Origin of the sequence: Oribacterium sp. oral taxon 078 str. F0262 (genome assembly GCF_000160135.1) — a bacterium.
In the GTDB taxonomy this organism is placed as follows: domain Bacteria; phylum Bacillota; class Clostridia; order Lachnospirales; family Lachnospiraceae; genus Oribacterium.
Window position 1 is genome coordinate 259 of sequence record NZ_GG729939.1, and the last position, 13,879, is coordinate 14,137.

Genomic DNA, 13,879 nt, shown 5'->3' on the forward strand with positions numbered 1-13,879 from the left:
CTTATTCAATGAGCGGCTTTAGTTGACGTTTGCCGAATCAAGAAACATGTAAAAAACATACCTGAAATCGGAAAAATCCGGCCATCAAGGCCGGATTTTTACCGATTCGTGAGGGCTGTCGCAACACTCTATTGCGACAGCCTCCTTCAAATTTCTCTAATCAGCACTTTCAAATACAGTGGTACATCAGGCTTCACATTCTCCTGGAAATATTGATCAATTTCACAGTCTTCAATCCGATCTTCAAAATACGTATCATCATGTCCATCTGCAGCATGGATCCTGGACTACAAGCAGCATCAGGATCTCGTTTTATTATTGGGCACAGGTGCCGAAACTGATTGAGTAGGAAAAAGATGCAAAGTTATCAATTACAAAAATGAATTCTGCTCTCATCAAATCGGTCCTGCTGTATTCTGCTTTCAGCCGGATATCCCATAGGAAACAGTGAGTACGCAGCTTTGTCCGTTGGCAGATCAAGTATTTTTCCCACAGCATCCATTCTCTCATTCAAAGGGGCAATGCCAAGCCATACACCACCAAGACCAAGTGCATCTGCTTCCAGCCAAATATTTTCTTGAGCAATTGCCATATCAATCTGTGCATAAATCGGGAATATGATTCCTTCCTTACGATAAACCGGAACAATTACCACAGGAGCCAATTCTGCACAGCCTGCATAAGGACTCGTTTTAGACAGTTCCCTGATCTTATCCCGGTCTGTCACCACATAAAATTCCCAGGGCTGCTGATTGCCTGCACTGGGTGCCTGCATCCCGGCTTTCAGCACCTGCATAATTTTTTCCCGTTCTACAGGACGGACTTTATATTTACGAATACTTACTCTGTGAAAAATGCTATTCATGTCAAATACCTCACATTTCATATTTATTAATTTTCATCAGGTAAGATTGTTTCCTGATGAACCGTAATTCGGTTTTCCAGGCCTCTTTGCTTCAAATAATCTTGAACACGTTCCGCTGACATTTCAATGTTTCCTCGTTTCATTTGTTGGAAAATTTACTGCTGCTTATACGCTTTGCCCATGACCCAGCATTTTCCAATTACTTTCCCGGTTGTAAGATACTGCGCACTCTGAAACTCAAAGAGGACCGGATCGGCCTTTTCATAATCGATCTTTCCTCTTTCATTCAGGCACTCTTCCTGGACATAGGTATGAACAGGTTTCAAAATATAGTTTGTAAAGTTGCCTGCCACAATGGAATCAACTACTTTGCATGTCATTGATACAGGTGCTTCATCTATGATCGGAGCGTATTCAAGCTCATCCATATGATAATTGAACACAGCAGACTTATCTGTTGCCGCAGCTTTCGCGATGCCACAATAGTCCGCAGAGACAAGCATGCTCTGATTTACGAGACTGACGGATAAGACTGCATGCTTTTTAATTCCTTTATCTGAGATTTCATGAGCTTTATCGATACTGACCAGTAAGTGACCATGATCTACAACTCCAACATGGGCAATCGTGAGAAAATTCACTGTATTTTCTTCTGTTACAAGTCCTACTACAGTTACCGGTGTCGGGTAAAGTCCCATTACGGATCCAATGTCTTTCTGCATTCTAATATCCTCCAAATAGCATTATCGCAAGATTTTTCTTGCATTCATCTCAATTTCCGTGATAAAAATAGCATGAATACAACTTTCGTGCAAGAATGCACTTTCAAGTTATATACTTACTTTTTAGATACTATAGGAGGATTCAAGGATTCAATATGTCCGCGATAAACGAGAAGCCTTTCCACTGCCCGGTAGAAGCCGCTTTCAGCCTGATCAGTGGTAAATATAAGATGATCATTATGTATCATCTTATGGATGAAGGTGTATTAAGATACAGCCAGCTTCAAAAGTACATCCCGCAAGCCACTGCCAAAATGCTTTCTCAGCAGCTCAGAGAGCTTGAAGCAGATGGTTTGGTTCATCGAGAAGTATACCCAGTTGTTCCTCCCAAAACTGAATATTCACTTACCGAGAAGGGGATGAGCATGAAGGAAATCATTACCTCTGTTTGTGAATGGGGACGCACCTATATGGCCGGTACTTTCTGATACTCATCCTCGATAAATCTTTCATTCTCTACCTGAATCGGTTCTATATCCCTGATCTGTCTGATCAGGGCATCTGCTTCCTATCGGTTAAGGACCTTACGCATCTTTTTTCCTGCCATATCTACCGCGGCGAAGACTTTTACTTCCTTCTAACTCTCTGCCATCATACACATCACAGAAACAGTGCGGATTGATCAGCCTATGACGTTTGAAAAGAAGGCCGTCTAAGCCCCCCCAGCCTCGGTACGCACACCCTCGAGACAGCAAAGAGATTACAGAGGAAGTGCAGAGGTGCCATCAGCAAAAGCGTGATCCGGCAAGGGAAAATAGAAGCCCGAAAGAAGAAAATAAAGAGGAAGGAAGCCTAGAAATACGAAAGCCTCGCAAATAAAATGTGTGGTATTATACTGAAAAGGAATGCAATGACAGCCGCAGCCGGATGCATGATACTCCGAAACAAAAGTATCCGTAAAACAATCTTTCGAACGAGCGCACAGTCTGCAAAATCATGGATATGATCGGGCTAAGTCACAGGACAAAGCAAAAGCCCAATGGCATCACAAAAGAAGGCAGAAAATCCCGAAAGTCCGCGGAGCTTCCGAAGCGGTCCTTTCGCTCGGAAAAGCCGCTTGGGAAATGCGTCGCAGTATTGACAAGATCAGATTCGATTAAGGAGCGAAAAAAGGATAATTATGATTCGTGAGGCAAAGAAAGAAGACTTGGGTGAATTGCTGAAGCTCTATCTGTTTTTGCATGAAGACAGTATCCCGGAGCAAAGCAAACACCTTGAAAAAACCTGGAATCAGATCATAGAGGATCCGAATCATCATTTGATCGTGAACGAAATAGATGGTCGGATTGTTTCTTCCTGTGTATGCGTAATCATTCCGAATTTGACGAGAAACGTCAGACCCTATGCATTTGTGGAAAATGTTGTAACACATGCTGATTACAGAGGGAAAGGGCATGCCGGAGAGTTCCTGGATTATGCGAAAAAGATTGCCGAGTCGGAAAACTACTACAAGATGATGCTGCTTACCGGCTCAAAGAAAGCGGAGACGCTCCGCTTTTACGAAAAAGCCGGATACAACAGCAGCGATAAGACAGCCTTTATCATGTGGATTTGAGGGGGCGCAAGTCTTACGATCAAGGTATTTATTCTTGACTTCTGCGGAACAATAGTCCATGAAGATTCACGATTACGTCTCATGGGGACTGTTCCGCCGGAGTGAAACGAGGCAATATTCCTGCAGAAGGCTGTTTTTCGTCCCGGAGCTTACGCCGCACGGATAGTTTCAATTTCATAATCCGGATTTACCCGTCTCCACAAGCCGGAATATACCGTTATAAATCTGCGACATCCATCACCTTTATTCCATTCCTCCGCAATAACTCCGCAAACACGCCCTGCCCGGAAATAATCCTGCCGGAGAAAGAGCCATCATATATTGTATTGACTCCGCAGGATGGACTTCTGGATTGCAGTATAACAAGCTCTGCCCCCTGCTTTTTTATGATTTCCAATGCTATTTCAGCACCTTGGCGAAATTCCTTATCCACTGAGCTGCCGTCTTTAAGGCGAACCATGCCATTTACAATTTCCGCTGATTCCCTTGGTATCGGCAAACCGCCGAGAAGCTCCGGACAGACGGAGACCACCTCATGTGCTTTAATATAGTTGATTACTTTTTCACTATAATTGTTTCCACCATTATATTTGCAATTCTCCCCAAGTAAACAAGCGCTCACTGCTATTTTCATCATAAGACCTTTCCTGATGCTTCTTCCCTATAAATTTGTATTTGTCGTTCCTCATAGGGAGAATTGTACACCTATTCCTTTCGTCGGTATAGCATGAAATCGTTAATGATTCGATAATTTTATCGCGGTTCCCGCGGTCTCTCCTCTCTCCCGCTAAAGTAATATATAGTTGACATTATGACATGCAGGTGCTACTATTTAGATGTCAACTAAATACGACATTATGACAAGGCCTAGCTCTGGGCCGAGACGCCGGTTTGTAAAAGGAAATGCAAGCTTGTAGTAAAGGAGAGATACGTATGAACCATCTGCTTGGATTCGGATTGCCGTTTGCTCTTGTTCTGTTGCTTATTCTGTTTCTGCGCAGAAAGAAATCAGTGCCTGTCATATATGATGAAATGCAGACAGCAGTAAGAGGGACCGCCTACAAGTATTCCACCATTACCGGAGTTCTCAGTGGGTTCATCGCCGCATTTCTTTTGGATCAGGATCTTCTCCCCGTAGATGGGAGCTTCGCCATGATGAGCGTCTGCTTCCTGATGATTGCCGTCTATATCGTGTACATGGTCATGAAAGGCGTCTATTTTGGCATCTCAGGTCACTGGAAGAAATGGACGGCACTGATCTTTTTGATCGGTCTTTGCAATATGATCACAGCTGTGCTTCGTATCTGTGAAGATGGACTGCCGGAGAAGAAACTGACCATCATCAACGCCCCTGTGATGACGGGTACTGTGTTTATCATCATCGCAGCAGCCGTATTGATTCAGAAGGCGAGAGAAAAGAGGAGCGAGGACTCATGAAAAATCTGAGAATGAAGTCTGCCAGAGCCGCGAAGGACCTCTCTCAGCAGCAGCTCGCCGATCTCGTAGGAGTCTCCCGTCAGACGATTAACGCGATTGAAAAAGGAGATTATAATCCTACGATCCGGCTCTGCACCGCGATCTGCAGAGCTCTGAGCAAGACTCTTGATGAGCTTTTCTGGGAGGAATAGCAAGTGCTGTGTCATTAAGAGCTGCACTAAGTTCACTTTTTATGGCTATAAAGTCCTGCTTCCATTTTTCATCATATGGAAGCAGGGCTACGTGTTCTGTCCTCATTCAATCATTTCTCCAACATTCCAATTGCATCTTCCAAAGAAACACATTCTGCAAATCTTTTTGGCCACATCATCTCGTTGTAGTATCTGTAGGTAGTCTCAGCATCCATGTAGCCATTATCAAAAGTAGAGTTCGTTCCTTCCGGGATAATCACTCTAAATCCCCTTTCAAATGCCGATTTCACCGATGCATCAATGCAAAAGTTTGTCTGAAGACCAACGATCATCACATCCTTGTCATCCTCTTTTTCCAGATACTCCGCCAATTCTTTATTCCCAAAGAAGCTGTTGATTTTTTTCACAAAAATCTTCTCTCCAGCTATTGGCGCCACCTGTTCGGCAATCCCGAAATCCTTGTCACCGACAGAAAATCCGCTTCCCGGCCCATCGTCGTGCTGAACATAAATAAGCTCAACACCATTCTTCCTTGCAGTATCGATGATATTTGTCACATTCTTTATAAAACCATCAAAATCATATAATCTGTCGTCTGTGATTCCCTTTTGTATATCTATAACGATAAGCTTCACTGAGCATCCTCCCCATCCAATGTTTTGAGCTAATAACCATACTGCATTTCAAATGATTATTTATTGGGGCATATTCTAAAATCGCATTTTACATGTTTAAAAATATCTTCCCTTTGTATCATTGCCACTGCTCACCTTACATAAACCTGGCCGTCAGGCTTTCCGGACTCTGCCGGATTTCATCGGGAGTGCCATATGCAATGATCCGGCCGCCCTCCTTTCCTCCGCCCGGTCCCATATCAATGATGTAATCGGCATTCTTTATTACATCAAGATCATGTTCAATGACCACGACAGTCGCTCCATGATCAATCAAGGTCTGAAAAACATGCAGCAGCGTCTTCACATCCTGCGGATGCAGGCCGATTGTCGGTTCATCGAAAACAAACACGGAATCGCTCTGCCCTTTCCCCATCTCACTGGCAAGCTTTAAACGCTGCGCCTCGCCGCCGGAAAGGCCCGGCGTTTCCTCTCCGAGTGTCAGATAGCCGAGTCCGAGGTCGTGCAGCACCTGCAGGCGCTGCTGCAGCAATTTGAGTCCGCCGAGTGCATGCAAAACCTGATCCACACTCATATTCATGAGATCCGGCAGACTGTATTCGTTACCGTCCTTCGCCCTCCGGCGGATGTCAAAAGCCTCCCTGCTGTACCGGGAGCCACGGCAGTCCGGACATGGAATTTTCACATCCGGAAGAAACTGAACATCCAGAGAGATCTCCCCTGTTCCGTCACAGGTCGGACAGCGAAGCTTCCCCGTATTATAAGAGAAATCTCCCGCCCTGCAGGAGTGTTCCTTCGCGTCTTCCGTTTTCGCGTATACTTTTCTGAGCTCGTCATGGACATTGGCGTAAGTCGCCACGGTCGAACGCACATTGATGCCGATTGGCGCGGCATCGATCAGCTTGACCTCAGTGATTCCTTCCGCTTCAATGTTTTTTACGTGTCCCGGCAGCTTCTGCCCGCTGATCTTTGCCTTCAGCGCCGGGATCAGGCTTTCGAGCACCATCGTCGTCTTTCCGGACCCGGAAACCCCCGTCACCACGGTAAGCCGCCCCACCGGGATCCGCACATCCAGAGGGTGTACGGTATGGATCTCCCCTGTTTCCAGATGAATGACAGCTTTTTTAAACATGGCCTCCGCCTGCATGACCGGACGGATTCTTGACTCATACCGATCGGAAAGGTACGGCCCGATGACAGATTCCGGATTCTTCGAAACGTCTTCGATGCTTCCCTCGGAAATAACCGTCCCTCCGTCCGCTCCGGCGCCCTCTCCCATCTCGATCATCCAGTCGGCGTGCTTCAACACCTGCGTGTCATGATCGACAATGACGACGGAGTTCCCGTCCGCCCGCAGATCATCCATCACACCGGTCAGACCCTTGAGATTATAAGGATGCAGGCCGATGGACGGTTCGTCGAGAACATAGAGAACCCCTGTCGTGCGGTTGCGGACTGCCCTTGCGAGCTGTACCCGCTGCCTCTCACCGGTGGAAAGCGTCGAGGCCGCCCGGTCAAGCGACAGATATCCAAGCCCCAGATCCATCAGCCGCTTCGAGACGTCCATGAAGGATTCGCTGATATTTTCCGCCATGGGACGCATCTCTTCCGGCAGAGAAGCCGGAACACCCTGTACCCAGGGGATCAGCTCCGAGAGCGTCATAGCTGCCGCCTCATCCAGCCCGATTCCCCGAAGCCGCGGCGCACGGGCAGCTTCCGACAGCCTTGTTCCATGGCAGTCCGGGCAGACATCCTCTTCCAGATATTTTTCGAGCCGTTTCATTCCCTTCTCATCCTTTACCTTGGCAAGGGAATTTTTCACGGAATTGACCGCGCTGTAATAATTGAAATCCATCTCCGCAGGTTCCAGCGTGTTCGGATTGACATAGTGGATGTGATGTTTCTTCAACTCGCCGTGGTAGATGATCTCCTTCTCCTCCGGCGTCAGGTCACGAAATGGGATATCTGTCCGCACTCCCATCGTGCGCACGATATCCTTCATCAGTGACCACATCAGCGTCCCCCAGACAACGACCGCTCCCTCATCGATCGTCTTTGAATCATCCGGCACCAAGGCTGCCTCATTCACAGTCTGAACAACTCCCGTTCCGCCGCAGCTCGAGCAGGCACCGGTACTGTTGAAGGCAAGCTCCTCTGCTCCGGGCCCGTAGAATTTCTCCCCGCAGAATGGACAGGTCATTTCCTGCATGGCGGCAACAGAAAGAGACGGCGGGCAGTAATGCCCCTTGGGACAGCGGTGACTTGCAAGCCGGGAAAACATAAGCCGCAGACTGTTCAAAAGCTCCGAAAGCGTCCCGAATGTGCTGCGGATGCCGGGAACTCCCGGGCGCTGGCGCAGTGCGAGCGCCGCCGGTACATATCTGACATCATCCACATCTGCCCGTTCCGCCTGCGTCATCCTCCGGCGCGTGTAGGCAGACAGAGATTCAAGATACCTGCGGGATCCTTCTGCATACAGCGCACCAAGCGCAAGCGATGATTTTCCCGAGCCGGAAATACCGGCGATCGCTACGATCTCATACAGCGGGACATCCACGTCAATATTTTTCAAGTTGTGAACCTTTGCCCCGCGTACCTCGATGTACCTCGGCGGCATTTTTATTTTTTTATCGTCTGGCGACATGATCCGCTCCTTTTTATCTGCATGGGATAAAGCTGTTTATCCCAGTACTTTGCCTATCTTCTGTATCCCCATACAGTTTTATCGTATTTAAACCCCCAGTTCATGATCGCGTAAAATACCAAAAGCAGATCTCTTCCCATTTCTGTTACTGACCTCATGGACTGTCACAATTTTGCTCTGTAACGCTGTCACGGTCCTATTCATTCCCCTGTCATAAAGATTTCCTGCTTCTTATTACGCTTCCATATTTTTGAAGCAGCCTTATCAATTCCTCCCGGATGGCCATTTCATATTCAATAATCCTATCATAATGACTCAACATAGAATGCTGTCAAATCACTGTTTGAAGGCTCAGAAATAGCGTATTTAAGCCATTCCTGTTTCACTTTCATTATTCCAGCTCGAAAATGAAATACACTTTCTAATCCGTTCCGGCTCTGCTCTTTGGTACAATTTGATTCCGATTGACTCTGCTTATCCTATTTCTACAAGGTATACGAATTGCTGTTATCAATTTGTTATCACGGAATGTTATCATAATGGCTTTACGCCCTATTAATGATCACCGTAATGGCCTCCGCACTGAATTACCGTAATTCGCCCCACATCTGCTGTAAAAATCAAGCGATGCCTCTTATCAATGCGAACACTTGCATATCCGGACATATTTCCCTTCAGCAACTCCACCTTTCCATAACCAGCCTGATACCCATTCCGCAAAATATCTTTGATTAGGTTATTAATCTTTTTGCAAAGAATCTTGTCTTTCTGCAAATCGACATACTCTAGCCATGCATCAGATTGCCAATACAGATCTCTCACATCAGGTCTCCATTAGATCATGGCGGACAGCCTCGTTGTTCTGGACTTCACGAATTCGTCTCGCAAGTTCTGCTGCCTCCTCCAGAGTGAAACCATTTTCATCGCGAAGGGAAAAACGCATGCTCTGATTACGAACTGCTTGCTTAATTAGTGCAAGGGTAGCCGCCGACATCGTAAGTCCCAATTCATTGCATAGCGAACTGAATTGCTCTCTCGTTGTTTTATCCATCTTAAACGTGAAGTTGGACATTTCCACTGTCTTAGCCATTTCACTCACCTCCTAAATCAAAGCATAGCATCACAATATGTATATTTCAAGTGTTTTTCGCGTGCATAACAGAGTAAGTTTACCGTAGGATTTGATTGTGTGAGAACCACCAATGATGCGAAAAGGTAGTTTGCAAATATAACCCCGCGATGCAGCCCATGTCAAATCAGAGTAATTCCAGCATGGAACCAGGCAAACTTCTGCGCGATTTCGCTGAGCTCATGATTCGCATGAGCTACGTACTTTCCCCATTCGCTGTACATCGTTTCTCCAAGCTTATGAGGATCTGCGATGAACGTATTTTCAGCACCGGCAGCCTTAGGGAGCTTCTGCGCCTTTACAAGCTCCAGCATATTCCCCCTGTTAAAAGAATAAGCTTTTAAATAAGCCATCTGATTCGCCCCGTCTCTGCACCATCCAAGCGGTCTGGATCTCATTCTGTCAGACAGCACATGGCTTACATGTCCCTCTGCGCTGCAGCCAATCAGATGCCCATCATGACACAGCCTTGTTCTGGCAGGCATCCGGTTATGGAGAAGGTAATTCGCACTTTCAGCGATACGTTCCTGCGCACTTGCTAATTCTGTCACGGACAGGATATGCTCTGTTACATGCCCAAATCCCTCCTGCGTACCATGTTTGATCTGATACCCAATAAAGTTAGTATGCAGCGTCTGCTGATTAACTCAATATCTCCTTGAATTGTTTATTTTATAGCCTATAATGATAAATAAAATTAGACGATCGCTGAATAGTCTTGCACCTTTTCGGAGAAAATACTATGTATAAGCCCCAAACAGACCGTCATCGGCTTCAACTTTTTCTCGTCGCCGGAGGCGAAGAGAGAGCAATTTTTCATTGAAATCGATGATGTCGCATAAAAACTTTATTCAATTATCAAGGTTCTCTGCTCTGTTGGTCCTATGCCGAAGGAAAGTCAGTCGTACTGGAATGTAGCCCGGAGCAAGCCGTGACAAAGCACACTGCGGATAAGTTCGGATCCGCATATCCGGGGCAGCAAGATGGCTGTGAGGTCTATCAGCCTGGTGCGCAGCATGCAGAAAACAGCTGAAGCTAAGTTCAGAATGAAGAGGTGAACACAAATGGAGCTATTTGACTACTTGAAGTGGAGAAATGATGTGAGCCTCAAGGCAGCACCGTTTAATGAAATCGACAATGTAATTTTGTCCTATCTCGCCTACGTGGATTTCGGAGCGCTGTTGCGGGGGCAGAAGCGGAGCATAAGCATCGAAACTTGCTTCAAACGTTTTTGTGAAAACCATACTTTGGAGGAAGTGCGGGAGAGTAAGCACTTTAACGAGAGAGCACCGCTTTTACTCGAGGAGATGGTCCTCGGAGCGCGCTTCCGAGGGACGAAGGTCGCGCATTTCAAAGAGGTCTTTGACAAGAAAAAAGTTCAGCAGTTTGCGGCGCTCGTTTTTCTGCTTCCGGACGGAAGCAAGTATGTCTCGTTTCGCGGTACGGACCCGAGTATCACCGGCTGGAAAGAGGACTTTTTGATGAGCTTCACCGCAGAGACTGCGGGAGCCAGAGAAGCGGTCTCCTATTTGAATCAAGTGGCTGCCTGCATGGACGGTGCGTTGATTCTGGGCGGGCATTCGAAAGGCGGAAATTTCGCAATGTACGCAGCTGCCTTTTGCGAAAAGGCGATCAAAGGACGCATTGCAAGAATCTATAATAACGACGGGCCGGGGTTTCGAGAGGAAATAATCAGCACCGAGGCATATCAGGACTTACTGCCCAAAATAACGAGCATCGTTCCGCAGACTTCTATCATAGGTCAGTTGCTTTCCAACAGGGCGGAGCAGATTGTCGTGAAAAGCAGCGCGGTTGGCATTTTTCAACATGACGTGTCGACCTGGGAAGTGACAAAGGACAAGTTTGTCAGAGCAAAATTAGATGCTTTCAGTGATTTCGTCAAGGTGTCGCTTGGAGCCTGGCTTGAAACGCTGGATGATGAGACGAGGGAATCTCTGGTCTCTACCGTGTTTTCTATGATTGAGGCGACAGAAGCAGAGACCTTCCTGGAATTCGGAGAAAACCTGTTTAAAAACAGCGGGATTATCATCAAGGGACTGGGTGAACTCCCCAAAGAGAAGCGAAACGAATTGCTGACAGCGCTCAGGAGCCTGGCGCACGCCGGTGGGGCGACTGTGCTGAATAAAATCCCGAACATTGTTGATGGGAGGTCATAGTGAAAAAGAACATCTGGGATATATATGCGCCGTTTTATACCCGCGTGATGCGGGGGGAGCGGAAGATGTATGCGTTTTTATATCGCCGCATTTCGCAGTGGGTTCAGGGAAAAGAAGTGTTAGAGCTTGCCACGGGACCGGGACTGATCGCCAAAGAGATTGCACCGTTCGCAAAGAGTGTACTCGCGACAGACTATTCTGCGGGCATGATTGCCGAGGCAAGAAAAGGAGACTGTCCGCCAAACCTCCGCTTTGCGGTGGCAGATGCGCAGTCCCTGCCTTATAGAGACCGATCCTTTGATGTGGTCATCATTGCGAATGCGCTGCACCTGGTTCCTGATCCGGAAAGGGTGCTGCGGGAAATCGCACGGGTCTTGAGACCAGGGGGACTACTGATCGCACCTAATTTTATGAGGCAGAAGATCAGTCGGCCGAGTAAGCTTTGGGCAGGCGTTCTGCGGCTCATTGGCGTGCCTTTTGTACACCAGTGGACTGCAGAGACCTATCTCGCGTTTTTGCGGCAAAACGGCTGGGATGTTGTTTTTGCCAAAGAAATCTTGGTGAGGATGCCGCTCCTCTATGCAGAGTGCAGGCGAAGGTAAGCAAGCCCGGATGCCTCGGATTATCTGATAAGAGTTTTAATGCCTTGCCCCATTTTTTATAGAGGGATGTATCCTTCTTGCTGATGGCACCGGAGCGATATTCGCTTTGCAGTCTCGACCACAGTTCTTCTATTTCCGGTATGCCCATTCTTATAAGAAACTGCATTTCTCTATACCTCAGAAGTCGGAAATGTCGATCGGCGCCGATACTTTCCCCATCTTAAAGTTACGGATGGCCTGATCCATATCCTCAAGCGTTCTTTCCGAAATCGTCTCCGGTGTGGTCAATTCCCGAGGTTCCAACATAATACAGCCATTCTCATATTCACGAACATTGTAATATTGATATTTCGCTCCGCGAAGAGTTATACGCTTCTTACTATCAATGTGTACATTATAATCCTTAATGACTCCCATAAAAATTGCCTCCTTTAATTTGTGGGAAATCCCACAGTTAAAGTATATAGGCCGTTACCCTATTTGTCAATTCAATAGATTTTGATCATCCGTTGAGAAGGCTAAATCGTGACCTCAAAATCATGACTTGCTTCAGACGATTCTGCTTCCGCTGCTTCTTTATCCTCTTCATCAAAGCTGCCGATCACATGAATACCGCCCCATGCGCCAACATCTCCATAATAAAGCACAACGCGCGGCTGTGGAGACCAGTAAGCAATATCTCCTGGATTCGGATCATGAACGTAACTGCTGTACCCCAGATCAAGTTCGCTGTCAAGGTCTCCAATTTTTTCTTCAAAACCCGCCGTCTGTGTCTACGTGAGTGTAAGCGGAAGGCGCGAGATAAGATCCTGTGCCGCAGTGCCGGCATTCAGATGTGCCCTGCATACAGTTCCGTTCATTGTAACGGAGACCGACGTCCCTTCCGAACTTCCTGTCTGAGATGTATAGGCAGCACCACAGAAAGGGCGGTCTCCGTTTACGGAAGAGATATTGATAATACAACCTTCATTCTTCGGGAGGAAAATCTTCAGTGCCTCGCGGATAAAGCGAAACGGTCCGAACACATTCGTCTGATGGACATGCTCCAGCCAGTCATCATCCGTCTCGTCAATCATTTTCTGTTCCCCGATAGCGGCATTATTAATGACAATTTCCATATCTCCATAGGCATCGACTGCTGTCTGAATGACCTTCTTTACTTCGTCAAGATTCTTGTTGTCTGCCGTAACGCCGCTCGCTTCCAGGCCCTGTGCACGAATCCCTGCCACAGCCGCATCCAGCTTCTCCTGACCGCGTGATAACAACCTTCGCCCCTTCTTTCGCAAACAGCTGCGCCATGTCCAGCCGCATTCCATAACTTGCCCCCGATACAATCGCTACTTTCCCATCTAGCATTTTTGCATCCATCTCATATGCTCCTTTCAATCTTTTGCCAGTCGATAACGCAGGAAATCCAGCCTGCCAATGCAGGTCTGTGATTCATGAAGCCTTTCCAATTGCCTCTTCCTGCATTTCTCGATCAGCTTTTCTGTGTTCCTGCAATCTCCGCTCCGATAGCAGATCGGAATTTTGGAAATTTCCATTTCGTCACAGCCTGCATCCCAGAGATTCTCCATTATGTACTTTTCCGTCTGCATGTCTCTCCCTTATGTCAGATGCTCCATGAAGAAGCTCTCCAGCTTGTCAAAAGGTATCGCACCCTTTCCGCCGCCAGTGTGATGCCGTAACGATTCACAAAAGTCACTTTGCTGTGTACATGTATATTCCGGACGGAAAGTCCACCCTTCACGATTGATTAGCCCATCTGCCACGGAGAATCGGCCCACCCTTCACGGGGGAATAGCCCACTTGCCATGGACATGAGCCCAGTTCCTCTTCGTTCTCTTATAATGAGATCGGCA

18 protein-coding genes and 1 pseudogene are annotated in these 13,879 nt (G+C 47.1%); 6 read left to right on the top strand and 13 right to left on the bottom strand.

What is annotated here, in order from left to right; translation table 11 throughout:
• Positions 1-367: 367 nt before the first annotated feature.
• Together GCWU000341_RS12320 and GCWU000341_RS12325 are read right to left on the bottom strand one after the other, a co-directional pair.
• Positions 368-886: a nitroreductase family protein gene (locus GCWU000341_RS12320; RefSeq protein WP_009216398.1), complete on the bottom strand. Its 519-nt coding sequence runs from the start codon at positions 884-886 to the stop codon at positions 368-370.
• Between the two features lie 134 nt (positions 887-1,020).
• Positions 1,021-1,587 (bottom strand): flavin reductase family protein, encoded by a 567-nt coding sequence (locus tag GCWU000341_RS12325; protein WP_009216399.1) that lies wholly within the window; start codon positions 1,585-1,587, stop codon positions 1,021-1,023.
• A 155-nt stretch (positions 1,588-1,742) separates the two neighbouring features.
• On the opposite strand from GCWU000341_RS12325, the gene GCWU000341_RS12330 reads away from it, so the two are divergent.
• Both GCWU000341_RS12330 and GCWU000341_RS12340 read left to right on the top strand, forming a co-directional pair.
• Positions 1,743-2,075, top strand: coding sequence for a winged helix-turn-helix transcriptional regulator (locus GCWU000341_RS12330; RefSeq protein ID WP_040654467.1), 333 nt, complete (start codon positions 1,743-1,745; stop codon positions 2,073-2,075).
• A gap of 692 nt (positions 2,076-2,767) precedes the next feature.
• A complete protein-coding gene (locus GCWU000341_RS12340; RefSeq protein ID WP_009216402.1) occupies positions 2,768-3,202 on the top strand; it encodes a GNAT family N-acetyltransferase in 435 nt (144 codons plus the stop codon).
• Positions 3,203-3,419: 217 nt separating this feature from the next.
• Here GCWU000341_RS12340 and GCWU000341_RS12345 read toward each other — a convergent pair whose 3' ends face one another.
• Positions 3,420-3,836 (bottom strand): DUF523 domain-containing protein, encoded by a 417-nt coding sequence (locus tag GCWU000341_RS12345; protein WP_040654472.1) that lies wholly within the window; start codon positions 3,834-3,836, stop codon positions 3,420-3,422.
• Between the two features lie 299 nt (positions 3,837-4,135).
• Here GCWU000341_RS12345 and GCWU000341_RS12350 point away from each other — a divergent pair, with 299 nt between their 5' ends.
• Complete coding sequence (locus GCWU000341_RS12350) at positions 4,136-4,639, top strand: hypothetical protein (protein WP_009216404.1); 504 nt, start codon at positions 4,136-4,138, stop codon at positions 4,637-4,639.
• On the top strand, positions 4,636-4,830 hold the full coding sequence (locus GCWU000341_RS12355; RefSeq protein WP_009216405.1) for a helix-turn-helix transcriptional regulator: 195 nt from the start codon (positions 4,636-4,638) through the stop codon (positions 4,828-4,830). The genes GCWU000341_RS12350 and GCWU000341_RS12355 overlap by 4 nt, the downstream gene beginning before the upstream one ends.
• Positions 4,831-4,940: 110 nt before the next feature.
• On the opposite strand, the gene GCWU000341_RS12360 is transcribed toward GCWU000341_RS12355, so the two are convergent.
• The 6 genes and pseudogenes from GCWU000341_RS12360 to GCWU000341_RS14505 all read right to left on the bottom strand — a co-directional run.
• Positions 4,941-5,465, bottom strand: coding sequence for a cysteine hydrolase family protein (locus GCWU000341_RS12360; RefSeq protein ID WP_009216406.1), 525 nt, complete (start codon positions 5,463-5,465; stop codon positions 4,941-4,943).
• Between the two features lie 136 nt (positions 5,466-5,601).
• On the bottom strand, positions 5,602-8,109 hold the full coding sequence (locus GCWU000341_RS12365) for an excinuclease ABC subunit A (RefSeq protein ID WP_009216407.1): 2,508 nt from the start codon (positions 8,107-8,109) through the stop codon (positions 5,602-5,604).
• Between the two features lie 555 nt (positions 8,110-8,664).
• On the bottom strand, positions 8,665-8,931 hold the full coding sequence (locus GCWU000341_RS12370; RefSeq protein ID WP_009216408.1) for a Txe/YoeB family addiction module toxin: 267 nt from the start codon (positions 8,929-8,931) through the stop codon (positions 8,665-8,667).
• A 1-nt stretch (position 8,932) separates the two neighbouring features.
• Positions 8,933-9,199: a type II toxin-antitoxin system RelB/DinJ family antitoxin gene (locus GCWU000341_RS12375; protein ID WP_009216409.1), complete on the bottom strand. Its 267-nt coding sequence runs from the start codon at positions 9,197-9,199 to the stop codon at positions 8,933-8,935.
• A gap of 161 nt (positions 9,200-9,360) precedes the next feature.
• Positions 9,361-9,591 (bottom strand): hypothetical protein, encoded by a 231-nt coding sequence (locus GCWU000341_RS14500; RefSeq protein WP_009216410.1) that lies wholly within the window; start codon positions 9,589-9,591, stop codon positions 9,361-9,363.
• A gap of 11 nt (positions 9,592-9,602) precedes the next feature.
• Positions 9,603-9,789 (bottom strand): annotated as a pseudogene (locus GCWU000341_RS14505) (ISLre2 family transposase); the annotation flags it as partial.
• Between the two features lie 513 nt (positions 9,790-10,302).
• On the opposite strand from GCWU000341_RS14505, the gene GCWU000341_RS12385 reads away from it, so the two are divergent.
• Together GCWU000341_RS12385 and GCWU000341_RS12390 are read left to right on the top strand one after the other, a co-directional pair.
• Complete coding sequence (locus tag GCWU000341_RS12385) at positions 10,303-11,415, top strand: Mbeg1-like protein (protein WP_009216412.1); 1,113 nt, start codon at positions 10,303-10,305, stop codon at positions 11,413-11,415.
• Positions 11,415-12,017, top strand: coding sequence for a class I SAM-dependent methyltransferase (locus GCWU000341_RS12390; protein ID WP_009216413.1), 603 nt, complete (start codon positions 11,415-11,417; stop codon positions 12,015-12,017). Before GCWU000341_RS12385 ends, GCWU000341_RS12390 begins: the two co-directional genes overlap by 1 nt.
• A 177-nt stretch (positions 12,018-12,194) precedes the next feature.
• Here GCWU000341_RS12390 and GCWU000341_RS12395 read toward each other — a convergent pair whose 3' ends face one another.
• The 4 genes from GCWU000341_RS12395 to GCWU000341_RS12405 all read right to left on the bottom strand — a co-directional run bounded on the left by GCWU000341_RS12395 (position 12,195) and on the right by GCWU000341_RS12405 (position 13,615).
• A complete protein-coding gene (locus tag GCWU000341_RS12395; protein WP_009216414.1) occupies positions 12,195-12,434 on the bottom strand; it encodes a hypothetical protein in 240 nt (79 codons plus the stop codon).
• A 101-nt stretch (positions 12,435-12,535) separates the two neighbouring features.
• Positions 12,536-12,763: a cyclophilin-like fold protein gene (locus GCWU000341_RS14510; protein ID WP_196794861.1), complete on the bottom strand. Its 228-nt coding sequence runs from the start codon at positions 12,761-12,763 to the stop codon at positions 12,536-12,538.
• A gap of 27 nt (positions 12,764-12,790) precedes the next feature.
• Entirely contained in the window at positions 12,791-13,333 is a 543-nt protein-coding gene (locus GCWU000341_RS12400) for an SDR family NAD(P)-dependent oxidoreductase (protein WP_009216416.1), read from the bottom strand.
• Between the two features lie 66 nt (positions 13,334-13,399).
• Complete coding sequence (locus GCWU000341_RS12405; RefSeq protein ID WP_009216417.1) at positions 13,400-13,615, bottom strand: hypothetical protein; 216 nt, start codon at positions 13,613-13,615, stop codon at positions 13,400-13,402.
• Positions 13,616-13,879 lie beyond the last annotated feature (264 nt).

Excerpts from the sequence above, each read along its gene's own strand:
- GCWU000341_RS12320 (WP_009216398.1), bottom strand. The coding sequence starts at position 886 with ATGAAATGTGAGGTATTTGACATGAATAGCATTTTTCACAGAGTAAGT.
- GCWU000341_RS12325 (WP_009216399.1), bottom strand. The coding sequence starts at position 1,587 with ATGCAGAAAGACATTGGATCCGTAATGGGACTTTACCCGACACCGGTA.
- GCWU000341_RS12330 (WP_040654467.1), top strand. The coding sequence starts at position 1,743 with ATGTCCGCGATAAACGAGAAGCCTTTCCACTGCCCGGTAGAAGCCGCT.
- GCWU000341_RS12340 (WP_009216402.1), top strand. The coding sequence starts at position 2,768 with ATGATTCGTGAGGCAAAGAAAGAAGACTTGGGTGAATTGCTGAAGCTC.
- GCWU000341_RS12345 (WP_040654472.1), bottom strand. The coding sequence starts at position 3,836 with ATGAAAATAGCAGTGAGCGCTTGTTTACTTGGGGAGAATTGCAAATAT.
- GCWU000341_RS12350 (WP_009216404.1), top strand. The coding sequence starts at position 4,136 with ATGAACCATCTGCTTGGATTCGGATTGCCGTTTGCTCTTGTTCTGTTG.
- GCWU000341_RS12355 (WP_009216405.1), top strand. The coding sequence starts at position 4,636 with ATGAAAAATCTGAGAATGAAGTCTGCCAGAGCCGCGAAGGACCTCTCT.
- GCWU000341_RS12365 (WP_009216407.1), bottom strand. The coding sequence starts at position 8,109 with ATGTCGCCAGACGATAAAAAAATAAAAATGCCGCCGAGGTACATCGAG.
- GCWU000341_RS12375 (WP_009216409.1), bottom strand. The coding sequence starts at position 9,199 with ATGGCTAAGACAGTGGAAATGTCCAACTTCACGTTTAAGATGGATAAA.
- GCWU000341_RS14500 (WP_009216410.1), bottom strand. The coding sequence starts at position 9,591 with ATGGCTTATTTAAAAGCTTATTCTTTTAACAGGGGGAATATGCTGGAG.
- GCWU000341_RS12385 (WP_009216412.1), top strand. The coding sequence starts at position 10,303 with ATGGAGCTATTTGACTACTTGAAGTGGAGAAATGATGTGAGCCTCAAG.
- GCWU000341_RS12395 (WP_009216414.1), bottom strand. The coding sequence starts at position 12,434 with ATGGGAGTCATTAAGGATTATAATGTACACATTGATAGTAAGAAGCGT.
- GCWU000341_RS12400 (WP_009216416.1), bottom strand. The coding sequence starts at position 13,333 with ATGGAATGCGGCTGGACATGGCGCAGCTGTTTGCGAAAGAAGGGGCGA.
- GCWU000341_RS12405 (WP_009216417.1), bottom strand. The coding sequence starts at position 13,615 with ATGCAGACGGAAAAGTACATAATGGAGAATCTCTGGGATGCAGGCTGT.